General features: G+C 66.0%; 16 protein-coding genes. 8 read left to right on the plus strand and 8 right to left on the minus strand.

Features of this window, described 5'->3' with window-relative positions; all coding sequences use genetic code 11:
* Window positions 1–122: 122 nt before the first annotated feature.
* On the minus strand, window positions 123–2,738 hold the full coding sequence (locus tag RMP10_RS20875; RefSeq protein ID WP_310572019.1) for a DPP IV N-terminal domain-containing protein: 2,616 nt from the start codon (window positions 2,736–2,738) through the stop codon (window positions 123–125).
* Window positions 2,739–2,881: 143 nt separating this feature from the next.
* Window positions 2,882–3,922, minus strand: a complete 1,041-nt coding sequence (locus tag RMP10_RS20880) for a CehA/McbA family metallohydrolase (protein ID WP_310572020.1) — start codon at window positions 3,920–3,922, stop codon at window positions 2,882–2,884.
* A 46-nt stretch (window positions 3,923–3,968) separates the two neighbouring features.
* On the opposite strand from RMP10_RS20880, the gene RMP10_RS20885 reads away from it, so the two are divergent.
* Window positions 3,969–4,814 (plus strand): metallophosphoesterase, encoded by an 846-nt coding sequence (locus RMP10_RS20885; protein ID WP_310572021.1) that lies wholly within the window; start codon window positions 3,969–3,971, stop codon window positions 4,812–4,814.
* Window positions 4,815–4,828: 14 nt separating this feature from the next.
* On the opposite strand, the gene RMP10_RS20890 is transcribed toward RMP10_RS20885, so the two are convergent.
* Window positions 4,829–5,788: a hypothetical protein gene (locus tag RMP10_RS20890; protein ID WP_310572022.1), complete on the minus strand. Its 960-nt coding sequence runs from the start codon at window positions 5,786–5,788 to the stop codon at window positions 4,829–4,831.
* Between the two features lie 489 nt (window positions 5,789–6,277).
* Here RMP10_RS20890 and RMP10_RS20895 point away from each other — a divergent pair, with 489 nt between their 5' ends.
* The 4 genes from RMP10_RS20895 (at window position 6,278) to RMP10_RS20910 (ending at window position 10,479) form a co-directional block, all read left to right on the plus strand.
* The gene (locus RMP10_RS20895; RefSeq protein WP_310572023.1) at window positions 6,278–6,742 is read left to right on the plus strand and encodes a YidB family protein; all 465 of its coding nucleotides are present in this window, start codon (window positions 6,278–6,280) and stop codon (window positions 6,740–6,742) included.
* A 122-nt stretch (window positions 6,743–6,864) separates the two neighbouring features.
* A complete protein-coding gene (locus RMP10_RS20900; protein ID WP_310572024.1) occupies window positions 6,865–8,085 on the plus strand; it encodes a glycosyltransferase family 4 protein in 1,221 nt (406 codons plus the stop codon).
* A 40-nt stretch (window positions 8,086–8,125) separates the two neighbouring features.
* The gene (locus RMP10_RS20905) at window positions 8,126–9,595 is read left to right on the plus strand and encodes an oligosaccharide flippase family protein (RefSeq protein ID WP_310572025.1); all 1,470 of its coding nucleotides are present in this window, start codon (window positions 8,126–8,128) and stop codon (window positions 9,593–9,595) included.
* Window positions 9,592–10,479, plus strand: a complete 888-nt coding sequence (locus RMP10_RS20910) for a glycosyltransferase family A protein (RefSeq protein ID WP_310572026.1) — start codon at window positions 9,592–9,594, stop codon at window positions 10,477–10,479. Before RMP10_RS20905 ends, RMP10_RS20910 begins: the two co-directional genes overlap by 4 nt.
* Here RMP10_RS20910 and RMP10_RS20915 read toward each other — a convergent pair.
* Window positions 10,446–13,295, minus strand: a complete 2,850-nt coding sequence (locus RMP10_RS20915) for a BTAD domain-containing putative transcriptional regulator (RefSeq protein ID WP_310572027.1) — start codon at window positions 13,293–13,295, stop codon at window positions 10,446–10,448. The two genes, RMP10_RS20910 and RMP10_RS20915, sit on opposite strands and share 34 nt — an antisense overlap.
* A gap of 197 nt (window positions 13,296–13,492) precedes the next feature.
* Between RMP10_RS20915 and RMP10_RS20920 the strand changes: the two genes are divergently transcribed.
* The gene (locus tag RMP10_RS20920; protein WP_310572028.1) at window positions 13,493–14,215 is read left to right on the plus strand and encodes a hypothetical protein; all 723 of its coding nucleotides are present in this window, start codon (window positions 13,493–13,495) and stop codon (window positions 14,213–14,215) included.
* Between the two features lie 6 nt (window positions 14,216–14,221).
* Here RMP10_RS20920 and RMP10_RS20925 read toward each other — a convergent pair whose 3' ends face one another.
* On the minus strand, window positions 14,222–14,848 hold the full coding sequence (locus RMP10_RS20925; RefSeq protein WP_310572029.1) for a TetR/AcrR family transcriptional regulator: 627 nt from the start codon (window positions 14,846–14,848) through the stop codon (window positions 14,222–14,224).
* 85 nt (window positions 14,849–14,933) lie between these two features.
* Between RMP10_RS20925 and RMP10_RS20930 the strand changes: the two genes are divergently transcribed.
* Window positions 14,934–16,055, plus strand: coding sequence for an aldo/keto reductase (locus tag RMP10_RS20930; protein ID WP_310572030.1), 1,122 nt, complete (start codon window positions 14,934–14,936; stop codon window positions 16,053–16,055).
* Here RMP10_RS20930 and RMP10_RS20935 read toward each other — a convergent pair.
* On the minus strand, window positions 16,046–19,666 hold the full coding sequence (locus RMP10_RS20935) for a PHP domain-containing protein (protein ID WP_310572031.1): 3,621 nt from the start codon (window positions 19,664–19,666) through the stop codon (window positions 16,046–16,048). The genes RMP10_RS20930 and RMP10_RS20935 overlap by 10 nt on opposite strands.
* An 88-nt stretch (window positions 19,667–19,754) precedes the next feature.
* On the opposite strand from RMP10_RS20935, the gene RMP10_RS20940 reads away from it, so the two are divergent.
* The gene (locus RMP10_RS20940) at window positions 19,755–20,174 is read left to right on the plus strand and encodes a PAS domain-containing protein (RefSeq protein ID WP_310572032.1); all 420 of its coding nucleotides are present in this window, start codon (window positions 19,755–19,757) and stop codon (window positions 20,172–20,174) included.
* Between the two features lie 27 nt (window positions 20,175–20,201).
* Here the strand turns inward: RMP10_RS20940 and RMP10_RS20945 are convergent, their stop codons facing one another.
* A complete protein-coding gene (locus tag RMP10_RS20945) occupies window positions 20,202–22,124 on the minus strand; it encodes a GWxTD domain-containing protein (protein ID WP_310572034.1) in 1,923 nt (640 codons plus the stop codon).
* 370 nt (window positions 22,125–22,494) lie between these two features.
* Window positions 22,495–25,170, minus strand: coding sequence for a cation-translocating P-type ATPase (locus tag RMP10_RS20950; RefSeq protein WP_310572033.1), 2,676 nt, complete (start codon window positions 25,168–25,170; stop codon window positions 22,495–22,497).
* Between the last annotated feature and the right edge of the window lie 138 nt (window positions 25,171–25,308).

Below are 25,308 nucleotides of genomic sequence, written 5' to 3' on the forward strand. Positions count from 1 at the left end.
ACCGCTGGCTAGCAACTCCATCGCTTAGAATTCTCTTAGCGTTGTCAGGCTTCAATGCACGCTGACGAGAAAGGCCGGCGAGTCAATGCTCGCCGGCCTTCGATGTCTCTCAGTGGCTTCGCCTAACGAATACTCGCATCCCCACGATAGTTGTCACCGAGCAGGTGCTCGGCGAAGTACTCCATGATCATCCGCGTGAAGTACGGCTGCATGTCGCCATAGCCGTGCAACTTGCCGGGGAAGACCATGTAGTCGAAGCGCTTGTTCGCCTTGATGAGCGCGTTCACCATGCGGACGGTGTTGCCGGGATGGACGTTGTTGTCCATGTCGCCCGTGGTGAGGAGCAGGCGTCCCTTGAGGTTGGGCGCGAGCTCGATGTTGGTCGGCACGCGGATCTGGAACGTGCTGTCCGCACCGATGGTGTCCGCCGGCGCGGCGCCGCCGCCGAGCGCGACGTTGCCGTTCCCGTTTCCGTTCGCGGCGATCCCGCCAGCACGGCCGCGTGACGTCGTGTCCTTCTTCACGGGCACGAACTTGAGGCCGTGATTGTTCTCGCTCCAGTTGGCGTTGTAGATGTTGTTGTCGTGGTTGCCCGACGACGACACGCCGACCTTGAAGAAGTCGTTGTACGGCGGAAGCATCAGCGCTGCGGCGGTGAGGAATCCGCCGCCCGAGTGTCCGTAGATACCGACCTTCTCGATGTCGATGAAGCTGTGCCTCGCGGCGAGCTGCTCGATGCCGACCTTCTTGTCGGCGAGGGCATAGTCGCGAAGGTTGTAGTAACCGTAGCGATGATAGGCGAGCGAGCGGAGTGGTGAGCCGCCACGGTTGCCGATCTGGATGACGATGAAGCCGAGCTGTGCGAGCTGCTGCGGCGCACCCGTTGCGGAGAACGTGTAGTTCACGCCCTCGGTCTGTGGGCCGGGGTACACGTGCGCGACGATCGGATACTTCTTCGCGGAATCGAAGTCGAACGGCTTCCACATGTTGCCGTAGAGCTCCGTGATGCCGTCGGCGGCTTTCACCGAGAATGTTTCGGCCGGCTTGAAGCCGAGTTCCTTCAGCTTGGATAGGTCCATCTCCTCGAGCGTACTGAGGATGCGGCCCGTGGCCCCGTCGCGCAGCACCGACTTGAACGGCAGGTCCATGCGCGAGAACGAGTCGTAGATGTAGCGCTTGGTGGGCGACACCACACTGGGGGTGCCGTTCTCACCAAGGGTCGTGGCATGGTGGGCATTGCCGGCGTCGAGCAGGGTGAATCCGGTGCCGTCGCCGTTCACGCGATAGAGGTGCGTCTGGTAGAGCTGTTCGCCCGCTTCACGGCCCTGACCCGATACCCACACCTGCTGCGTCGTGGAGTCGATCTTGACGATGCTGTTGGCGTTCCACTGCCCCGTGGTGAGCGGGCGCTTTTCGCCGCCGTCGAAGCCGTACACGTAGAACATGCCCCAGCCGGTCTTCTGCGACCACCAGAGGAAATCGCCGCCCTGCTTGAGATAGGCGATGTTCTTGGGCTCGAGCGCGGCGCCTTCAATGGCGTCGGTGAGCAACGTCTTGATGGCGCCGGTGGTGACGTCCACTTCGATGAAGTCGACGGCGCGCTGCGGACGGTCACGGCGCACGACGCGCACTTTGTCACCGTTCACGGGCCAGTGCACGTTCATCAGCGACTGGTCCTTCCATTTCGCCACGTTGATCTGCTTCACGGCCGTTTCGCCGCGACGGTACGTCCACAGTTCACTGCGGGTGACGTCTTCTTCGCCGGGCATCGTGTACTTGTAGTGCAAGAGCACGGGGCGCGGCTGGGCGAGCACGTTCACGAGGAACAGGTCCTTCACCTTGCGCTGATCGCGACGCACGAACGAGAAGGACTTGCCATCGGGCGACCACGAGACGTTCGGGCGGATGCGCTGATCGCGATTGCTCGCGTCGTCGGAGTCATCCTGCTCCCCGTCGGTCTGCTGTCCGCCGCCGGCGAGGGCGGCGAGCTGCCGCGCATTCTCTGTGGTGTCACGATAGCCAAAGGAGTAGTCCATGACGCCGTCGGTGCTGATCTGCACCGTGTCGTTCTTGGCCTTCTCCACGATGTACAGGTTGTGCATGCGGGCGAACACGAACGCGGAGCTGTCCTTGTTGTAGTTGCGGAACTCGCCGCGGGCCCCGCCGCCGCCCGGGCCACCACCGCCCTGCGTGTTCAGCTCTTCGTCGGCTGGCGGCGGTACGTTGCGCACCACGCGACCGTTCGACTTCAGCGTTTCTGTGGCCAGTGTCCACTCGTAGCGCACGGTGTCCACCGTAAAGCGGAACGCCTTGTGGCTCTTCAGGAACGTGATGGTCTGGAAGGGCAGGTTGGTGGCGTCGTACGGCTTCTTGCTGAGCATCGTGAGCTGCTCGGCGAGCTTGGCCGGATCGAACAACAAGCGCTTGGTGCCACCGGTGGGCGAGGGTACGAAGAGCATGAAGCGATTGCCATTCCGATCCTTCCAGTTGTAGTACATCGAGTCCGTCTGCCCGAGGAAGCGGGGCTGAACGGCCTGGGTGTAGGTGATGGCGCGGAGCGCGGCCGTGCTGAAGCGATTGGCGAGTGTCCAGTTGCCCTTGTTGGCGCGACCTTCGTCGGCCTGGGTCGACTGGGGGCCAAGCTGCGCCTTCGCGGCGCTTCCGCTGGCGGCGCTGCTGGCGGCCAAAGCCAAGAGCGTGGCGGTCCGACGACCGAAACGGCGCACTGCGTGAACCATGTCCTACTTCCTCCGGAGGGCGAGAATGGCCGTTCCACGAATCGGACGGCCAACGAGAGATTTACTCTCCGGGAGCGATCGCCGTTGAGCCCGTAGCCGAAAAATCGTGGATGGCGGGCGCTTCGGGTGGGACGAGCGACTGGTTACGGCGCCGCGCGTTCCCGGTACCGGGAGGTGAACACCGGCTGGATCCAGGCCGTCGCGCCGCTGGAATCGACCACGCGCGCCCGCACGTACGTCTCGGTGCCCCGGAGACGGTAGGAGGGCGTGAGTGACTTGTCGGTGGCGAGGATCTCGCCGCTCGCGCCCACAAACTGCGTGGTGTACTTGAAGTCGCCGGTCCGGGTGATGGTCAGCGCCAGAGTGGACTCGGTCACGTTGATCTCGTCGACCACCGGTCCGGTGCTCGCGTAAAAGCGGCCGTCGTCGAGCGCGGTCACGATCTCTCGTGCGTCGCGCGAGCGGGCCCGTACCACGACCCAACCGCGTCCGGGGTTGGCGCGGGCCTTTGCGAACTCGCCTTGGAAGTGGTGCGCATCGTCGACCGCGATCCCGTAAATCTTCTTGCCGCGGGTGAGCAACGCGTCCCACGCGTCTTCCATGCCGGGCCAGTCTCCACCGCCGATGTTGTGCACGGTGGGGTGCCCGTTGAAGATCTCGAGCAGCCGGTCGTTCTTCACGCGGAAGAGCGTCGCCGTGTCGATGCTCCAGAGAAAATTCGGATGGTTGATGTGGGGCACCGCGCGCTCGGCGCGAATAGCGTCGACCGTCTTCTGCACGGTGCCCAGCAGCGTGCTGTCCCGCGGCGCGGCGATCACGCGGGTGATGCCCAACGCGTTCACATGGACCGCCGCCTTCTGGAAGCCGGTGGTGACCTCTTCCCCCGGGATCAGCAGAAACGTCGAGTCCATCAACGAGGCCAGTGTGGCCGGATCGGTGAAGACATTGTGATCGGAGAGCACGAGAAAGTCGTACTTCCGGTTCTTGTACCAGCGCGCGACCGCCTCGGGTCCGGTGTCGCCGTCGGAGTTGGTGGTGTGGGTATGGGTGTTGCCCTTGAGCCAGCGTGTCCCGGGGGCCGCCGCCGGCACGAGGAAGCGCGCGGGTTGGGCGGCGGCGGTGTGAGCGATGGCGGTGCCGGCAACTGCCCAGAGCAGCGCGGCGGAGCGGAAATGGAAGCGCATGACCGTGAGAATGCCTTGGCCGCGAGCACTTCGCCATTATTCAGTCATGATTTCTCGACGCGCGTTCCTGCTGACTGCCGGTGGTATGGCCGCCGCCATGGCGGGAACGGTGGGCTACACCTTCGAGGTGGAGCCGGAATGGCTCGACATCACGCAGGTGAACCTGCAGATCCGCAAGCTGCCGGCGTCTATGGTGGGCAAGCGCGTCGTGCAGTTCTCCGACATTCACATCGGGCCGGGCGTGTCCGACGACTACGTGCGCGAGAGCTTCGCGACGGTCGACGCGCTCACGCCTGATGTCGTGGTCGTCACCGGTGATCTGATCTCACAGCATCCCGAGCAGTTCGAGCACGCCGAAGCGATCTATGCCGCGCTGCCGCACGGGTCGCTTGGCACGTTCGTGTCGTTCGGCAATCACGACTACGGCCGTGACTGGGCGGAGCCCGCTGTGGCCGCGCGGTTGCGTGGTACGCTGGAGAACCTGGGTATCACGGTGCTCGTGAACGAGGTCGGCATGGCTGGCGAACTGCAGGTCGTCGGACTCGGTGACCTGTGGGCCAAGCAATTCGATCCGGTGCGCGCGTTCAGTCGCGTCGATCCGGCGGCGGCGCAGCTGGCGCTGAGCCACAACCCCGATAGCGTGGACCTGCCGGGTTGGGGCGCGTACGATGGCTGGGTGCTGGCGGGTCATACGCACGGTGGTCAGTGCAAGCCACCGTTTCTGCCCCCGCCCATGCTGCCCGTCAAGAATCGACGCTACACCAGCGGGGCCTTCGATTTGTCCCGCGGTCGACAGCTATACATCAACCGCGGGCTGGGGACGATTATGTATCCGGTGCGCTTCAACGTGCGCCCGGAAGTCACGGTGTTCTCGCTACAGAGCGCGGACTAGCGAGGCCGCGTACGTCAGCGGGTCACGGTTCGCAGCAGTCCATCCAGCGACTTGCCGCGGGCAAGCTCACTCACCCGCGACTCGACCCTCGGGAAAATGGTGACGGCGTCGGCGCGAAACTTCGTGAAGAGCGCTTTCAGATCCGCCGACGACAGCGAGCGTCCCTGCGCGTAGTACTGGTCGGCGGCATGCCCGAGCGCATAGGTGCTGGCGAAGGTTACGGCGGCACCGCCCGCGATACCGGCGCCTCCCCCCAACAGCCCGCCGAGCAGGCCACCGGCAATGCCGCCGAAGGCGCGACGGACCACCTTCTCGAGCACCTGCGCCGCCGCGCCCAATCCGAACGTCGCCACCAGATCCGTCACCTGCTGCGTATCGAGCTGCTGACCGTGCCGCTGGCCGATGTGATGCACCAGGCGGAGCTGCAGCGGCAGAATGCCGAGATTGGCCAGTCGATCCGGGAGCAGTTCGAGCGACGCGGTGAGCAATGCCTGATCGAGGATGTGCTCGTCGAGCTGCGTCGCCGCCGCGGCGACGGTCGTCGACGCTGTGGCGGCATCGGCCGCGACCGGAACGCCTGCCAACGGCGTGGCCGACAGCGCCGGGTGATCAGCGACGGCGCGATTGATATCGGCGATCACATCGTCGTTTGCCGAGGTGTCGAGCTGCAGGGCGTCGGCGAGATCGTGCAGAAACTTTCCTTCGCTCGGATTGATCCAACCGTTGGCGTGACACACGGCGGTCGCGGTGTCATGCGCCAGGCGCTTCGCTTCGGGAGACTCCAGTCGCGCCGCCAAGGTGGCAATGGTGAGGGCACCGCTCATCGCCTGCGCAATCACCGTTTCGGGAGCGAGCAGACCGAGACTCCGTGCCACCTCGACGACGCGGGCCTGTTCGGCCTCGTCCTGCAATCCATCGGAGATGGAGGCCAGCGTGGCCAGCGCGATGATGGTTTCGACTTCCTCGGTCGTCACGGATTCTCCTGGTTTCATGACTTGTCCACGGGGGGCACCGCTACAACATGCTGTAGGTACGGGTTCGCGGGGACCTGGGCGGTGTATGGATCCTGTATACCCGGTGTGCAGAGAGCGTGCCGGATTCATGCATACGGCGGTTCGAGCTTTCCGGCCGACCCGGCCGGCGGATCGCCGCCGACGCTGCACGCAGTGAATGGCACGTGGAGAATGGCATGGCCGCCACCGTCGGGGTGGGAGTGGATGGGACCGTCCGTCGGGCCGCGCGCGCGAAACGCTGGCCGTTTTGCCACGCTCCGGCGTCCCGCTACTCGCGGTGACGCCACTGACTGGACATCTGCGGTCGGTTGCCACCATGGACGCGCCGGGCGGCAGGGTACGGCTGAACGTCGTCGACCCCTGAGATCGCGGTTGTCGAGGGCCGTTGACGATCTCCGTGCGACATGTGTTCGTAGTGCATAGGTTTACGGGACCTTTTCAGGAGCAGTGATGGGATTGTTTGACGGAGCGTTGGGCGACATGGCCGGCTCGCTGCTGGGCGGCAAGGCCGGTGGCATTGAGCAGATGCTTGGCGGCTTGCTGGGCAACACGGCGGCACCGGGCGGCACGTCGTCGACGGCGCTGCTGCGGATGGCGATGACGCTCGTACAGCAGAACGGCGGGGTCGGTGGCCTCGTGCAGAAGCTGCAGAGCGGTGGCTTGGGTGAGATTGTGTCGTCGTGGGTGAGCACGGGGGCGAACCGCTCCGTCACGCCGGCGCAACTCGAGCAGGCGTTGGGCGGGACCGCCGTCACGCAGGCTGCCGCGACCGCGGGTGTCGATCCGTCGCAGGCGCTGGGCGGGCTCGCCGCGATGCTGCCGCAGCTGGTCGATAAACTCACGCCCGATGGCGCCGTCACGCCGGGCAGCAGCGCGATGCTGACGCAGGTGATGGGCATGCTGCAGGGGAAGTAGCCGCGTCCGCCACGTTACATTGGGTGTAATGCATCGACAGCTCTCCTCGGCGTGCTCGCCATGGCCATGAATGCGCTGACGAGCGTGCGAGTCGCGGTAGGTGGCGGTCGAGCGCGCGCGCGATGAGTAAGTCCCTTCGCATTCTTCTGGTGCACGACTACGCGCCGCTGTTCGGTGGGGCAGAGGTCGTGAACGCCGCCTTGGTTGATGGGCTGCGACGTCGAGGGCATGACGTGCGCCGCTTCACGAGTACGGCGGGGTTGGATGATCTGCCAGCCGATTCGCCGCTGCGTCCCGAGTACGCATGTCGCGGCACACGGTCGCGGTGGCGCACGGCGCTCCAGTCGGCGAATCCGTGGGCGCCGGGCGCGCTTCGTCGCGCCCTTGACGACTTCACGCCCGACGTCGTGCATGTGGTCAGCTACAACACGCAACTATCCCCGTTGATCTTACCGGTGCTGCGCCGCGTACCGTCGCTTTATCACGCGGTGTGGTATCGCGCCGTATGTCCGACAGGCACGAAGCTGTTGCCAACTGGTGACCTGTGCGTGCAGCGAGCCGGGACGGTGTGTTGCACGTCCGGTTGCGTACCCGCGCGCGACTGGTTGCCTCTGATGATGCAACTCCAGGCGGGCCGTCAGTGGCGCGACCGGTTTCGGGCAACCATTACAACGAGTGACGCCACGGCCCACGTCCTCGCCGCCGATGGTATCAGGAACATCACGGTGATTCCGAACGGATTGCCCGACGCCGCGTGGCCGGTGGCGATGGCTGACGCGCCGACGGCAGTCTTCGTGGGACGCCTCGTACGGGAGAAGGGTGTCGACGTTCTGCTGCAGGCGTTCGCGCGACTGCACGCGCGCTTGCCGCAGGCGACGCTCGACATCATCGGCGACGGTCCCGAGCGATCGACCCTTGAAGCGTTACGGCGCTCGTTGCATCTGGAAGCGGCCGTCCGTTTTCACGGGTGGCAGTCACCGCTCGACGCCGAAGCGATCGCGCGCCCGGGGTGGGTTCAAGTGGTGCCCTCTCGGTGGGCGGAACCATTCGGATTGGTGGCCGTCGAGGCGATGATGCGGGGGGCGGCGGTGATTGCGTCGGCGTCGGGTGGGTTGGTCGACATCGTGCGGAACGACGTTACGGGGCTGCTGGTGCCGCCCGGCGAGGTGCCGGCACTGAGCGACGCGTTGTATCGGGTACTGTCCGATCGGCAGCTGGCGGCGAGCTGGGGACGGAGCGGATACGAGGTGGCGCAGGCCGAGTATCGGCACGATCTCTTCGTCGACCGCATTCTCGCAGTGTACGCGGATCTCCTACGCGGTCCACGCGCGGTCGCGCCATGAAGGCGAGAACGGTCACGAGCGTCCCAACGGGGGCGGGAACGTGAGCCAGCGTTCGGTGCATCGGCCATGGCGTGGTTCGGCGTGGATCTTCGCGGCGGAGTTGTTGATCCTCCCGACCGGGTTGGTGACGGCGGGATTTCTGACGCGACGACTGGGCCCCGAGGAATACGGCCTGTTAACGCTCGCCGCCACGGCGATGGCGTGGCTGCAGTGGACGGCCAGTTCAATGTTGGCGCGCGCATCGAATCGTGCGATCGCAGCGGTGGGCGACTGGCGGCCGGTGGCGGCGGAAGCAATGCACCTGCATCTGCTCGCGGGTGGCGGCCTCGGGTTACTGTTGTTCGTCGTCGCGCCATGGATGTCGGTGTCGCTCGGACACCCCGTGCTTACGCCGACGCTGCGATTGCTTGCGCTGGAGCTGCCGGTCCTCGTGCTCGTGCAGGGATATCGTGGCGTGCTCGTCGCGAATGGCGACCACACGTGGGTTTCGCTGATCTCGGCCGTGCGATGGATCGTGCGCATGCTCGCGGTCTTGGGCCTGGTGAGTCTGGGCTGGTCGATCACGGGCGCGGTGACCGGCATGGTGCTGTCGAGTGTTGCGGCGCTGCTGATGTCACGATGGCGCGTCGGCGCACTGCATCGCGCCGAGCCGTCGGCGCGCGGGGCGGTTCGACTCGGCCTGCTCACCATGGCGGCGCCGATCGCGATGGCCGCGATCGGCTCCCGGCTCTTCGAACGCGCCGACCTGTTTTTGTTGGCGGCGCTTGGCAGCACGGCCACCAGTCTCGGGCACTACGGAGCGGCGCAGAATCTCACGATCGTGTTGTCGCTGCTCACGGGTGCGGTGTCGCCCGTGGTACTGGCGACCGTAACGCGCATGCGGCGTGATGGAAGCGGGGCCGACGTGCGCCGACTCCAGGTGGACGTGCTGCGACTGCCGTTTCTCGTGTTGCCCTTCGCCGCGCTGGCGGCGGGCGCGGCGCCGGAAATCATGCGCGTGATTTACGGCGCCGAGTTCCTGGATGCGGCCGCACCGTTTGGGCTGCTCATCGTCGGGGCCACGGCGCTCATCGCCGTATCGGTGTCGACGGTGCTGCTGGTCGCGTCCGATCGCGCGTGGTACGTCGTTGGCCTGACCGCGCCGATGCTCGTTGCCCTCGTGGTGTGCGCGCTGGTGCTGGTGCCTCGGTATGGTACGACGGGAGCCGCGCTTGCGTCCGTGCTCGTGTCGTCGGCAGCTGCCAGCGTTGGGCAGCTGCTGGTAGAGCGGCATGAAGGCGTCCATGTTCCGCTACGCACGGTGGTCGTGGCGGGCGGTCTCGCGCTGGTCGCCTACGCGGCCGGTGCGGCGTGGCCTGCCTCGACGGCCGTCGGCACCGTCGCAAAGCTCGTCGTGATCTGCATCGCGCTGGTATCGGCGCTGCTCCTGCTTCGGGAGATTCCCACGCATCTGCTGCCCTTCGTCGCCGCGCCCGTCGAGTCGGCGAACCCGGCAGCATCCGCCCCATGACGTCCCCGCGCTTCTCCGTCATCATCCCCACCCGCGCCCGTCTGCCGCAGCTGCGTCGATGCCTTACGGCACTCGCGGCGCAAACGCTTGCGCGCGATGACTTCGAAGTCGTCATCGTCAACGACGGCTCGCCGCCCTTACCCAACGACGAAATCGAGGCGTTCCGCCAGCGACTCACAATCCGCTCCATCCGTCAGGAGTGGGGCGGTCCCGCCGCAGCGCGCAACACCGGTATCCGCGAGGCGCAGGGCGAGTGTTTGGCGTTCACCGACGACGACTGCGCGCCGGCGCCCACCTGGCTGGCCACCATCGATGCGGCGTTGCGCGCCACACCGAACGCGCTGGTCGGTGGTCACGTGCGCAACGCGCTCGACGAGAACGTGTTCTCTGAAGCCAGCCAGCTGCTGATCGATTTTCTGTACGATCGGTTCGACTCGGCGGCCACTCGTGGTCCGCGATTCTTTACATCCAACAACTTCGCCGGGGCGACCGCGTCGTTCCGGACGATCGGCGGCTTCGATACCACGTTCCGGCTTCCGGCGGGTGAAGACCGTGATCTCACCGATCGCTGGCAGGCGGCCGGCTGGCCGCACGTGTACGCCCGTGAGGCGCTCGTGCAGCATCATCACGTGATGAGCTTCCGCAGCTATACGCGCCAGCATCTGAATTACGGCCGTGGCGCGTGGACCTTTCATCAGGCGCGCGCGAAACGGCAGACCGGCGTGCGGGAAACCGAATCACCGGGATTCTACGCGGCGCTGTTGGGCTATCCGCTGCAGCGCGGGCGCACGCGCCGGCCAGTGGTGCAGGTGGCGCTGCTGGCCTGGTCTCAGGGGGTGAATGCACTGGGCTACTTTCTCGAGAAAGCGCGCTCGCGGGCGTAAACGTCCCATCGCGTAGCTGCGGCGGTGTCTCCGTCCGCGCGCGCGAGCTGCGCGGCAATCTGTGGTGCCACGAGCTGCACGAGCGTGCCTTCCCAGCCGAACGAAAACCGCGTCTGCGCGATCGCTTCGTAGCGCTGTCGGGCCTGCGCGCGGTTGCCGCTTCTCTCCACGGCGTAGGCGATGGATTCGTAACTGATCACCGTGCTGTCACCCGATGCGCCGGCCGTCGCCAGCCGCACGCCTTCCGCGGGCTTGCCCCGTGCTACCGCCAGTTCACTCTCGAGTAGCTGGCGCGCCGCGCGATGCGTGGGATTGGCCGCAATGCTGCGTGCGCGCAGCGTATCCAGCAACTCGCTGGCGCCGGATATGTTGCCGGAGCGCGCCAGCAGCTGGCCCGCCCAGTACAACGCTGTCGGCTCGGTGACGGCGCGTGACACCGCCAGCACGCGCGCGCGTTCGCGCGTCGCCTCAGCGCTCGCGCCGAGCATGCGCCATGCCTGCACGAGCAGCAGGCGGCCGCGCAGTTCACTCAACGGTTGCTTCAATCGCACGGTGGCGTCGATCGCGCGCTGCAGTGGTGCGATCGCGTCGCGCGGTTGTCCGCGCCAGATCGCCAGCATGCCGAGCGAGCGATTACCCCGTGCGGCCACACCAGGTTCTCCTGCCAGCGCCCGCGTAAAGATGCGCGCGGCGGAGTCGGCGCGACCGGATTCTACCAGCAGCGATCCGTATGCCTGCAACATGCCGGCTTCGTCCAGCGCCCGCGGCACGAGCCTGAACCCGGCAGCGTAGGCGCGCAGTGATCGGTCATAGCTGCCAGGCGAACCGATCACGCGGTACGAGGCGCCCAGGTTGAACCACGCGTTGTCGTCGGTCGAGTCCCGACGTAAGAGTGACTCGTATTGCGCGATGGCCTGTGCATACTTTCGCGCCCGGAACAGGTCGTAGGCGTGCGCGCTCATGGTACCGACGTCCTCGGGGTGCGCGGCCAGCCACCGCGCTCGAATCGATGCCGCCTGCTCCGGTTGGGCGCGCCACCGGGCGATAGACGCCGACGCAATCATCTGCTCACGCGGCGTGAGTCGCGACAGGAAGCGCTCAGCCATGAGGAAGGCCCGCTCGCTACCCAACGGATCATTGGTCCACGCATGCACGGCGCCGAGTTGCGCCCAGGCAAGCGCGAATGAGCTGTCGGCCAGAACGGCTTTCTCCAGCGCTGCGCGCGCTGCGCCGTAGTCGGACCGATTGAACGCGTCGAGTCCGGTCGCGTAGTAGCGCAACGCGGCCAGTGATGTTGTGGTCGCGTCGGGGAGCGGCGGATTGGTGCGGCCCTGTTTCGCCGTTTCGCCGAACTGGTGACGCGCCTGTCGGACCACATCGTCGATCGCGCGCAGCAGCTGCGTGGAATCGACTGGTTCGGTCTGAAAGGTGGCGACGGCTTGTCCATCCACCGGATTCACGATGCGTGTCGCCACGCGAAAGCGTGGGCCAAGCGCCACGACGATCGGTACGACGACCGCGGCGGCACCGCTCCGCTGCGCGACGTCGCGGGCGCGCATTTCGGTGAAGGGGGCACCGTCGGTTCGTGTCGAGTCGCCGAGCGGTGACGACATGGCCCGCAGCGACCGCACGCGATCGGCCGACAGCACCCGCACTGTGCGGGCGTCACCAAGCGCGGTCGATACCGCCACGGAGACGGCGGCGCCGAGACCGGCGTCTCCGGTCGAGTTCTCGGCGTCGGTCACGACCACCAGAGTCGGCGTAGGGAGCACGTCGGCTGACGCGCCGAACGACGCGCCAAACCAGCGCCCGACGAATCGCGCATTGGCGGCGGCAGCCACCAACAGAATCGATGCCGCGATGGCAAGGCGCCGGCGTGGGGCGGCGCGCCTCGGTGTCGCCGTGGTTGAGGCCGTGGGCTCCGCCGCAACGGCCGTCGGCTCCACCGCAACGACCGTCGGCTCCGCGACGTCGACGATGAGTCGGTCGGTCATCGCCTCGTCAGCCGGTGGCATCCGGTTGCTGGGACTCGGCTTGTCGCGCTCGACCGCCTCTCGTATGCGGGTGATGACGGCGACGATCTCGGGCTCGGGAGCGAACTCGTACTCGCGGTCGAGGTGGTCGCGATACGCGGTAAACTGTTCGAGGGTGAGCCGGTGCGCGTCGCGCGTGCCGGGGGCGGCCAGGGCTGTGAACCAGTGCACGGCGGCGTTCGTATCGAGGGGACACTCGTCGAGCCACCGCCGGGCGATCGCCGCCACGTCGCCGCTCCGTCCCTGAGCGGTCTGTTGCGCGCACTCGCTGGCGCAGGCGAATGCGATGCGCTCGCGCAGGCGTTCGCGCTCGCGCATGGCCCAATCATCGAATCGCGGGGCGCGCTCGACGTACACCCCGTCGAGGAACGGGCCCCCGTAATAGGCAATGGCCGTCTGCCACGCGCCGCCGTCGACCGCGGCGGAGAAGACGGCGGCGTCGACGCGTACGGGCGCGCCTGGCGAGAGGCTCAGCTCCTGGGCGCGGGAGGCGATGGCGTCTCGGCCGAGGATGCTGCGGAGATACGACAACGCCTCGGCGAGTGAATGGCGCGCCCGCACTGGATCACGGTCGCTCCACAAGAAGTCGGCGAGCGTGTCGCGCGACAGCGGCCGCTCGGAGAGCGCCAGGACGGTGAGCACGGCGAGGACGCGCTTTCGGGCGTTCAACGCGTCGGCCTGCAGCCCGTCGCCATCACGGGCGGCGGCACCGGCGGTGATACGCAGGCCTCCCAGCGTGACGAGGTCGAATCGTGCCGACGAATCGGCCGGGCTCATGGGCATGCGGAATGATAGGGCGCGGAGATCAGAGAGCAATCGCAAACGCTGGTGCCGTATGCGTTTGACAATGGACGCACGCGACCGACCGCCGTTTCAAGAGCATTTGAGGACGAGTCGCAATGATGTGGCTGTTCCGAGCCGCGCGCTCGCGCGACTCACGGATCGCTCTCATCTCTCGCTCACCTGGATTAGGAGTTTGCATGACGTCATTCCGTCCGGCCGTATTGGCCATGACCGCCGTCGCCGCCGTGCTGGTCGTTGGCTGTTCGTCCCCGCTGCCCACCGATCTAGCGACCGTCAATGACGCTGGTACGAACGGGGGCAGTGCGCTGTTCGCGAGGAAGCCACAACCCGTTCGCAATCTGGCGGATTATCAGGAAGGCCCAAGCATGACGGCGATCACCGGATGCGTCTCGGACGTCGATGGGTGCGTGCCGCAGCTGACGATCTTCCCGTCATCGGTGTCGCAGATTCTGGGACAGACGTTCACGGCCACCGCCAATGTCACGTTGGGCTTCGTCGGGCTGCCGGTGTTGTGCGATGCATCGGGAACCCAATTGCGTGTGCAGATTCGCACTGGTGGGCTCACGGGCGCGGTGCTCAGCGACGACGTCGTCACGGTGCCGACCACCAATGAGTTCGGGCAGCCACGCACGTTGCGCGATTTTCACGCGATTCCGGTTGGCACCGGAGCTGGTGTGCCCCTGCGCCGCGGACGTGTGTACGGCGTGACGCTCGAAGCGGTGGCGACGGCACCGTCGTACTCGACGTACTGCAACGTGCCCGCAGGCTTCGCCGGCTCGGGTGATCTGTATGCCGGCGGTCAGGGCTTCCAGCTGCAGGCGGGCTTTCCGTGGACATCGGTGAGCGTGTTCGATCCCACCATTGGTAACGACCTCCCGTTTATCGCATGGGTGAAGTAGTCCCGATTAGGGCGCCGGCCACGCCTGCATCGTAGTCTCCACAATCTTGAGCAGCTTGTCGCGCGAGGCGCCGTCGCGAGCGAGGGTCGACATGCCCTGAATGACGGCCATGGTCAGGGCCGCAAGCGCGGTGGCGTCGGCGTAGTCGGGCAAGACGCCGTGATCGATGTCGTGGGCGATTGTTTTCCGCAGTCGCTGCTCGATGCCGCGGCGGATGGTGGCCAGCTGCTCCTTCACATCCGTCGCGGCTTCCGAGCAGCTGATGGCGGAGCTGGCCAGCAGGCATCCGGGCGGCGTGTGCTTGCCGGTGAACGCGCGCGCGGACATGCGGAGCAGGTCGTGTGCGGCTTCGCGCGCGGTGGCCGCATCGGCAATGATCGTTGCCGACGTGACCGGCCCCGACAGGTAGCGGTCGAGCGCCTCGAAGAACAGCGCCTTCTTGTCGCCGAACGCGCCGTACAGACTGGGCGGAGAAATGCCCATGGCGGCGGTGAGTTCGCTCAGCGACGTGGACTCGTAGCCGTGCCGCCAGAACAACAGCATCGCCTGGTCGAGGGCGGCGTCGCGATCGAACGACCGGGGCCGTCCGGGACGGGGCGCCGGGCCGGTCGCGGGAGCGTTGGTGTGTTCCATAGTGTTCACTAATAAACAGACTTGACGGGCGCCGGCAAGGTGCGTATGGTTTCATAGTGTTCACTATAAAACCTACGGGAGTAGTATGTCGCTGACCGATGTGCGTACGCTAGGCCGTTCGGGGCTGGTCGTGAGCCCGCTGTCACTGGGCACGATGACCTTTGGCGCCGAGCGCTGGGGATCGGCGGAGCAGGGCTCGCGCGCGGTGTTCGACGCGTACGTGGACGCGGGCGGCAACTGCATCGATACCGCCGACGTGTACTCCGGTGGCCGCAGTGAAGAAATGGTGGGCCGGTTCATCGAGGAACGCGGGCTTCGTGACCAAATCGTACTGGCCACCAAGGCTGGCTTCTCGCGGGCGCGCGGCAACGTGAATGCCGGCGGCAATGGGGCCAAGAATCTGTACGCGGCGCTGGATCGTTCGCTGTCGCGATTGCGCACCGACTACGTGGACCTCTACTGGATCCACATCTGGGATATGATCACGCCAGCGGAAGAAGTGCTGCACACGATGGACGCGCTGGTCACGTCGGGGAAGGTGCGCTACTTCGGTATCTCGAACGCGCCGGCGTGGTATATCGCACAGCTGGCGGTGCTCGCAGCCGAACGCGATCGTGCGGTGCCGATTGCGCTGCAGCACGAATACTCGTTGGTGGAGCGACACGTCGAACAGGAAGTGCTGCCGGCGGCGCGCACGCTGGGCATGGGATTGTTGGCGTGGAGTCCGCTGGGCGGTGGCCTGCTCACGGGCAAGTATCGCCGCGAGGAGGTCGCGGCAACGCAGGGCGTGGGTTTTGCGCTGCCCGATACGTCGGCGAGCGCGTCGGCCGCTCCGTCGGTGGAAAGCGACGGTCGCTTGAACGGCGCCAATCCGTTTGGCGATACCAAGTTCTCCGACCGCAACTGGGACATTCTCGATACCGTCGTCGCCGTGGCGCAGGAGCTCGAATGCACGCCAGCGCAGGTGGCGCTGCGCTGGTCGTCGCAGCAGCCCACCGTGGCGGGATTGATCATTGGCGCGAGTCGTGTGTCGCAGCTGCGGGAGAACATTGCCGCGCTCGATGTGATGTTGAGTGCCGATCAGTTGGCGCGGCTCGATGCGGCGAGCGCGATCGTGCCCACCTATCCCGCCACCGTGGCGTCGCCGGCCATCCACCGCATGCTGTTCGGCGGACACGCGGTGACGTCGTGGGATCGCTACCGGTAGTTGTGTCCCTTCACATGCTGTTCGCCGCCGCCCAGCTCCAGCGCCTTGAACTGCTTGGCGCGCACGTTCACCACATGCTGTTCCACCTGCAGCGTGCCGCGAATGAGCAGCATGGGTGACCGGGAAATGAGCAGCGCATGTTCTTCGAAGCGATCGGGGGTGATCACGATGTTGATCATCCCCGTTTCGTCTTCGAGGGTGAGAAAGACGAATCCCTTGGCCGTACCCGGACGCTGACGACAGATCACCAGGCCGGCCACGGCCACGCGCTGACCGTCCTTGCCCAGTTCGTGCGCTTCACGGGCCGACAGCACGCCGTTGGGCGCCAGAATGGGGCGCACGTGTTTCATGGGATGCCCCGCCAACGACAGCCCGGTCATGCGGTAGTCGGCTTCGGTGAGTTCGATGGGCGTGTAGGCCGGCAGCTGGGTGGGCACCGGCTGCGCCTGAAAGGGCGCCAGCGGCAGCTCGGGGCCACGGGTGGCGGCCATCACTTCCCACAGCGCCACGCGCCGTCGCCGTTCGGCTGGCTCGTGCGCGAACATGCTGTCGAAGGCACCGGCTTCGGCCAGTCGACGCCATGAGGTTTTGTCGAGCGACACCCGACGCACGGCGTCGTCGACACTGGTGAACGGGCCCTGCACCAGCGCCGCTTCGAGTGCACGACGGGCCTTGGCGCCGAGTCCACGTACGAGTCGCACACCGAGTCGCACCGCCACCACATCGCGCATGGGTTGCGGGCCGATCTGACGCCCCCAGCGCACCACGCCATCGTTGGGCACGAGCACGCGTCCGTCGGCCATCTCGAGGGCGTGATCCCAGGTGCTGCGGGTGAGATCGACTGGACGCACTTCCACACCGTGTCTCTTGGCATCTTCGATGAGCGTGCCCGGCGCGTAGAAGCCCATTGGCTGCGCGTTGAGAATGGCCGCGGTGTACTCTGGCGCGTAGTAGTGCCGGAGCCAGGCGGTGGCGTACACGATGAGCGCAAAGCTGGCCGCGTGACTTTCGGGAAAACCGTAGTCGGCGAAGGCGTTGATCTGGTTGTAAATGCGACGGCCGGTTTCCTCGGGGATGCCGTTCTTCGCCATGCCGGCAATCAGTTCTTCGCAGATCTGCGCCATGCGTTCGCGCGAGCGCTTGTGCCCCATCGCGCGACGCAGCTGATCGGCCTGGGTGGGCGTGAAGCCGGCGGCAACGATCGCCACCTGCATGCCCTGCTCCTGAAAAAGCGGCACCCCCAGCGTGCGCTTGAGCACCTTCTCCAGCATGGGGTGCGGATAGGTGACCGGCTCGAGTCCGGCGCGCCGTCGCAGATACGGATGCACCATCTCGCCCTGAATGGGTCCCGGCCGGATGAGCGCCACTTCGACCACGAGATCGTAAAAGCACCGCGGCTTCAAGCGCGGCAGCGTGTTCATCTGCGCGCGGCTCTCGATCTGAAACAGCCCCACGGTGTCGGCGCGGCACATTACGTCGTACACGGCCTGATCGCTCATGTCGAGCTGTCCGAGATCGATCGTGGTGCCGCGCGTGTGCCGGATGTACAACAGACAATCCTGCACGACGGTGAGCATGCCGAGCCCCAGCAAGTCGATCTTGACCAAACCCACGGGATCGAGATCGTCTTTCTCCCACTGGATGACCGTGCGCCCCGGCATGGAGGCGGGCTCGATGGGCACGATGGAGCCCAGCGGCTCTTCGGTGAGAATGAACCCGCCTACGTGAATGGAGCGGTGGCGCGGCAGTTGGTGCAGCCCCGCGACCACATCGGCCAAGCGGCGCACGCGTTCGTCGTTGGGATCGAGCCCGGCGCGCGACAACACTTCACGACCACTGGCGGTGTCGCGGGTGGCGGTGGTGCGGTTGCGGCGTTCTTCGTGGGGTTCGGAGTCATTCGTGCGGCTGCTGTCACTGCCCTTGGCCAGCGGACCGAGCTGCGCGCGCGCATCGGCCGCGATCTTCCGCTCGGCCTGCATGTCGATGACCTGCGCCCAGGTGCCGTCGCGGTCGGTGGGGCCTTTCGGGGCGCGCTGCGTCTTCGTTTGCGTGGACGCGACTTTGCGCGACGCCTCACGGACCACGCGCGCCTTGGTGGTCGCTTCGGTGCCGCCGATCATCTGCTGGCCTAAGCGATCGGCGTCGGTGGCGGGTTCGGCGCTCGGTTCGGCGCCCGGCGTGTTCGCGGCGGGCTCCTTGTCGACCCGTAACGCCTCCGCCGTGCTTCGCGCGCTGAACCGATCACTGAGCGACGCCAGCATGTCGCCCTGTTGCACCGAGAAGCCCAGCACGCGCGCCGCATCGCGCACGGCGCTGCGTCCGCGCCAGGTGATCTGCTCGCACACCATGGCCGCGTGTTCGCGTCCGTAGCGATTGTACACATACTGCAGTACGCGCTCACGATCACGGTGCGCGAAGTCGATGTCGATGTCCGGTGGTTCTTTGCGTCCTTCGCTCAAGAACCGCTCGAACAACAGCTCCATGCGAATGGGATCGACCGCCGTGATGCCAAGGCAGTAGCACACGGCCGAATTGGCGGCGGAGCCACGCCCCTGGCAGAGAATCCCTTCGCGTCTTGCGAAGCGCACGATGTCCCACACCGTGAGAAAGAATCCGGCGAGATCGAGTTTGCCGATCATCGCCAGTTCGTGCGCCAGCTGTGTGTCGTGCTTGGGCGTGCGCGACGTGTTCCAGCGTTCGTAGGCGCCCTGTTCCACCAGGCGCGTGAGATACTCCTGCGCGCTGATGCCGGGCGGCAGGGGAAACGCCGGCATGGACGGCTTGAGCTGCTCGAGCCGAAACGTGCATCGCTCGGCGATGGCCAGCGTGGCTTTCACCCCCTCTTCGGCGCCACGCCACCGCTGATACACGAGCGACGGCTTCTTGAGCGCCCACTCAGCGTTGGGACGCAGGCGCGTGCCCATGGTGTCGAGCGTGCGTTCGTGGCGAAGCGTGTTGAGCACATCGTGCACGATGCGCTGTTCGGGGGTGGCGTAGTGCACGTTGTTGGTGACCACCCACGGCACGCCGAGCTTGGCGGCGAGTGGACGCAGCAGCTGCACAAGCGCGCGCTCTTCGGGTAAGCGATGATCCCAGCATTCCACCGCCAGATGCTCGCCGAACACGTCGCGTAATTCACCGGCGGCGGTATAGGCGTCGTCGGTACGGCCTTCGGCCAGTAGTTGCGGCACCCAGCCGCGCGGGCAGCCGGTGAGGGCCATGACGCCCTCCACGTGGCGGGTGACGAGCGCCCACGGCACACTGGGGGTGCCGCGTTCGCTGTCCATGCGCGCCCGCGTGACCAGTGAGGCGATGTTGCGGTAGCCGTCGCGCGTTTCGGCGAGGAGCACCATATGGGTGCGTCGTTCGGCTCCGGGGTTGCCGATGTCGGGCATGCGCACGGTGAGCTCGACGCCCAGGATGCCGCCGATGCCCAGCGTTTCGCAGGCCGTGCCGAAGCGGACTACGCCCCCCATTTCGTCGTGGTCGGTGATGGCGAGGGCGGGGTACCCCAGTTCGGCGGCCCGCTCCGCCAGTGACTCGGGGAGCGAGGCCCCGTCGAGCAGGGAGAGTGCCGAGTGGCAGTGGAGTTCGACGTACTGGTTCGGCATAGGATACCGAATATACACCGAATCACAGAAATCCGGCGAGGGCCGGAGGGCGGGCACTTCCACCGCGGTCCTGTCGTTAGATCACGACATGTCGCATTCAAACCGTCCCTCCCAGCGTCCCGAGCACACGGTGAACAACGTGCTCGAGAATGCCGATAGCATGTCCAACGACGAGTTGGACAAACTGCCGTACGGCATGATCCAGCTGGACGCGACCGGGCGGATTTTGAACTACAACGCCGTGGAGTCGAAGTTGGCGTCGTTGCGCAAGGAAGACGCGATCGGGAAGCAGTTCTTCACTGAGATCGCGCCGTGCACGAAGGTGCAGGAGTTCTACGGACGCTTCAAGGAAGGCGTGATCCGTGAATCACTCGATACGAGCTTCCGCTTTCACTTTGCGTTCAAGCAGAACCCGCGTGACGTGACCGTGCGGTTGCTGTACTCACGCCGGACGCGCACGGTGTGGGTGCTGATCTCGGATCATGAGGGGAAGCCGATCGAGGGGTGACGCCGGCGCCGCAACGTCCCCTCGGTCTCAGCGCTTACGCACCGCAAACGGCTGCACCTGCTGGCGTGACTGTCCGGAGACGTCGTCGGTGATCTCGATGCGCATCCGATAATTGCCGGGTGTCAGATCGCCGAGCCCGATCTTGAGCTGCTCGACGATGGTCGGTCGATACTCCGACTCGCGCGCAAACGAGACGCGGATGGTGCGCGCACCCTCGGTGCCGGTAACGGCGTTGCGCAGGCCCGACAGCGCGCGCACCGCGACGGCGACGGCACCGTTCTTGGCCAGCTGCTCGACCACGAGCGATATGCGATAGCGCGCCTGCCCAGCGGATTCACTGAGGCCGTAGATCTCCCACAGTACGTCTATCGGCTGCCCCGATGTGATCGCTCCTCCAACCAGTGGTGTGATCGCGAAGTCGCTCCATCGGTTCGGCGCTGGCGACGACGTGCGCAGCTCGCGCGCGATCAGCAGATCGCTGACGTCAAAGCCGGACGATGAACGCGGCGGCAGATCGGCGATGGCCTTTGATGCGCGGTTGCTGCCGGCGGCAAGCGCATCGGCGCGCAGGAAGGTGGCCGACGACGGCAGGGTCATGCGAAACTGTACCGCTGATACCGACATGCTATCGGTGGTGCGCAGGTCGAGACGGGTAGAGGTGCTATCCGCCAATCGCCACGACGGATCGAACACGGCCAACGCGACGGTGGCGGTGCTGTTGGTGCTCGCGGTGGCGTGCCATGCGCCGGTAGGGATGGTGGCAATCACGGCCATCGCATTCGAGTCGCCGCGGGCCCGAAAGCGATACGCGCGAAGATCGATCGGTCGCGCCACTTCGCGCACGGCCTCGAGGTTGCGCCACACGGCGGGGTACAGCGCCTCCAAGTGCTCGAGGACGTTACCTCGGTAGAACTGATTGATCCGTGCGGTGCCGTACGTCGGAAGCGCGTGAAAGAGAAAGTTCGCATCGAGCTGCTCGTAGTCCCAGAACTCCAGGACGTCGGCTGACCACGAGTCCTTGTATCCCGCGACGTCATCCGGTGGCCCCCAGCGAACGAACACCACGCCGCGGTCGGAGTCGACGCCGTTTCGCTCGGTTTCTTCGTTCGACCAGCGAAGCTCCGCGTGCACCACACGCGCACGGAACTCGGATTGCACGAGATTGCCGGCGATCAGGCGTGACGGATCCGCGACCCCCCAGAATGTCTTTTCAAGCGATGCTCTGGCGGAATCACTCAATGTGCTGAGTTTGGCGGTGTCCTTCGGAAGCATGACTCTGTTGATCGCGAACAACACCTGCGCGTCATTGGGAGGCAGCATCGCGATGCCATCGTCAAAGTGCCGGCTGGCCTCCGCTGTTCTCCCAAGTCGATGCAGCGCGAGTCCGCGCACGAGTGCTCCCCACGGGTGCTTGGGGTTGTCGCGTTGGAACTGCGAAGCAGCGGCGTCGAGGGGCAACCACTCGCGCCGCTCGGCCATGGTCATCGCCAGATGTCGAAAAGCGAGCGCATTGTGCGGGTTCGACGTGAGTGCCCGCTGAAAGAATGCCCGCGCCTCGGCGCTTCGTTCAAGGCCGAGCGGCGGCGTGAGGGGTTGCGACTCCATCTGGCGGAACTGTCGATACAGTTTAGGCCATTTGATGAACTCGCCGAGTCGCACGTTCGGATTTACCTCGGTCATTCGTCGCTGCGCCACGATCTCGTATCGCCGCCACTCCAGCAGTCCGATGCGATCTGCGATGATACTGCTCAGTCTATCGTCAGTGCCCCGCTCGGCCCGGCGCAGCGCCGAACGAAGCACTCCCGTGGCGCGCTGAAAGTTGACCACGTCGGATCGAAACAGAAAATCCGCATAGTCCACGGCCCAGCGCACGCTGTCTGGTTCGTACTCGATGGCTAATGCAAAGCCGCTGTCGGCCAGCATACGCCGCCGCGCAATCCCATGCGGCATCGACACCGTTCGCCATGATGATTTCGTAGTCGCCGCGGCCACTGAGGCGAATGAATACCAATAGATGCCGCGCTTCCCAGCACGACGTGCCGCTACTTCGAACGATGAGATGGCTGACGCAGAGTCGCCGATGGAAAGATGTTCGGTGCCGCGGAGAAACAGCGACTCGGCTGAGTCGGCGATCGGCTGAGCGCTCGCTGGGGAGGAACTGACGAGCGTGACAGTCACGAGGAGCCACAGTCGTCTTGGGGCATTCAACATTGGAAACGCTCGGTGGAGTTCATATCTTCAGACCCACGAACCTCTGCCGTCGGTAAGGTGACGGCAGGTATCAGGAGCTGTCAATGCGAGCGCGGCCGGGTCCGTCCCGTCACTCGGTTGTGGACCGCCGACGTCGCAGCCACTTCTCTCCCTCCACCGCGAACAGCACCACCGACGACACCGCAACGCACACCGCGAGTTCCCGCCACGAGAGCGGCACCGTGTGGAAGATGCGATTCATCGCCGGCACGTACAGCGTGCCAAGTTGCAACACGAACGCCCCGACGACGGCGTAGAACAGGGCCGGGTTGCCGCGTACGCCCAGAGTCCAGATCGAGAGCCGCTCGGAGCGAATCGCAATCAGGTGGAACAGCTGCGAGAGCGTGAGCACGGTGAACGTCATCGTCTGCCAATGACTGTTCCCCTCGCGGATCGTGAGCGCCTGGGTACTCAGGGCCAGCGCGGCCATCAGCAGGCCGACCCACAACGCGTGCTGCCACAGGCCACCTGCCAGCAAGCTTTCCTGCGGTGAGCGCGGCGGCCGCTGCATACTATCCGGCTCGGCCGGCTCGGTGGCCAGTGTAATGCCGGGCAGGCCATCGGTGACGAGATTCATCCACAGGATGTGAATCGGCAGTAACGGCAGCGGCAGTCCCAAGAACGGCGCGAGAAAGAGCGTCCAGATCTCGCCCGCGTTCGTGGACAGCACGAAGCGCACGAAGCGCCGGATGTTGTCGTAGATGCGACGCCCTTCGTGCACCGCCTTCACGATGGTGGCGAAGTTGTCGTCGAGCAGCACCATGTGCGCCGCCTCGCGAGCCACATCGGTGCCGCCACGTCCCATCGCGATGCCGATGTTGGCGCGCTTGAGCGCCGGTGCGTCGTTCACCCCGTCGCCAGTCATCGCGACGTACTCGCCGCGCGACTGCAGCGCTTTCACGATACGCAGTTTGTCTTCAGGGGCCACGCGCGCAAACACGCGCACCTCGGTCACGCGTTGCGCGAGGTCTTCGTCGGATAGCCCCGGGATGTCTTGCCCGGTGAGTACCACATCGTTGGCACCAGCGATGCCCAATCGCGTGGCGATCGCGAGGGCAGTAGCGGGGTGATCACCGGTAATCATGACCACGTGAATGCCGGCCGCCTGACAGGTTTCCACGGCCGCTTTCGCTTCGGCACGCGGCGGGTCGATAAGTCCGACCAGCGCCAGTAGCGTGAGCTCCTGCTCGGCGTGTTCGGGCGAGTCCGGCTGCTCAGTGAGCGTACGCGTGGCGATCGCCAGCACGCGCATGCCGGCCGCGGCCATCGATTCGGCCTGCTGCAGCACGCGCGCCGCGTCGATGGGCACGATCGCCTCGGCGCTCCGCATGGTCGTGCAGCCGGCGATCACGCGCTCGGGCGCGCCTTTGGTGCATACGATGACGCGGCTCTCATGGCGATGTATCGTCGTCATGCGCGCCCGTTCCGACGAGAACGGCACCTCGCCCACGCGCGGCCAGTGCGCGTCGAGCGCGCTCTTGTTCACGCCGGCGTCGGCGCCCGCGCGCACGAGGGCCGTCTCGGTAGGATCGCCCACCAGCGCGCCCTCTGCACCGACGGTGACGTCGGTGCACAACGTCATGACTTCGGACAGCGGCGTGAGGTCGTGCGCCGGCGGCTGTGACAACGTCCACGCCGTGCCGTCGCCGAGCACGACGGTGTCCACGTGCATCCGGTTCTCGGTGAGCGTGCCGGTCTTGTCGGTGCAGATGTACGTCACCGAGCCGAGCGTCTCCACGGCGGGAAGTCGGCGGATCAAGGCCTGCTGCTTTACCATGCGTCGCGCGCCGAGGGCGAGCGAGATGGCGACCACGGCGGGAAGCGCTTCGGGAATGGCCGCCACGGCAAGGCTCAGCGCCGTCATGAACATCAGCAGCACCGGCTCGCCGCGCAGGAGACCGGCTGCGAAGATGATGGTGCAGAGCGCCACCACGGCGATGGCGAGCTTGCGCCCGAGCACGGACAGGCGCTGCTGCAGGGGTGACGGTGATTCGGGCTCGTCGCGCAGCATGGCGGCAATGCGACCGAGCTCGGTGCGCATGCCGGTGGCAACCACGATGCCGGTTCCGCGTCCGGCGACGACTGTCGTGCCCTTGAAGCTCATGCACGTCTGATCGCCCACGGCACTGGCGTTTGACGGACACGCGGCGGGATCCTTGCGGCTGGGTACCGACTCGCCGGTGAGCGCTGCCTCCTCGATGCTGAGATGCACTGCGTCGAGCAGACGCATATCGGCCGGCACGATGTTGCCCGCTGCAAGCAGTACGATGTCGCCCGGCACCAGCGCGGTCGATGGCACCGACACTTCCGTGCCGTCGCGCCTCACCTGCGTGAGCGGCTGGGCAAGCGCGCCGAGTGCGGCCATGGCGCGGTCGGCGCGATACTCCTGCGCGAATCCGAGGGCCGCGTTCAGGCTCACGATCGCGATGATGGCGATCATATCCTCCGGCTCGCCTACGACGCCCGCAATGAGCGCGGCCACGAGCAACACCACCACCATGGTGTCGGCGAACTGTGCCAGGAGCATGCGCAGGAGACCGCGACTGCGCGCGTGTTGCAGCACGTTCTCGCCGTATTCGATCGTGCGCGCCTGCACGACGTCGGCGCTCAGTCCTCGCTCAGCCGAGCTCTCCAGCGTGGCCAGTGTCTGCTCGGCAGACGTGGCATGCCACGGTGTGGCCGCGGCAGGCGAATCGGGTGCTGTGGAATCGGTGGAGCGGGTCAATGCGAAGGGGGCACGGGACATCGGGCGACTTCCGTTCACGTACAGTGCGCGTTCCGTGCCATGTTGAACAGCCTAACACCCTAGTGAGCAGGGGGGAGGGAATCAGGGGGCAGGAGGCAGGCGGTTCAAGGGTGAGCAGGGGGGAGGGAATCAGGGGGC

Origin of the sequence: Gemmatimonas sp., from assembly GCF_031426495.1 — a bacterium.
Taxonomy (GTDB): domain Bacteria; phylum Gemmatimonadota; class Gemmatimonadetes; order Gemmatimonadales; family Gemmatimonadaceae; genus Gemmatimonas.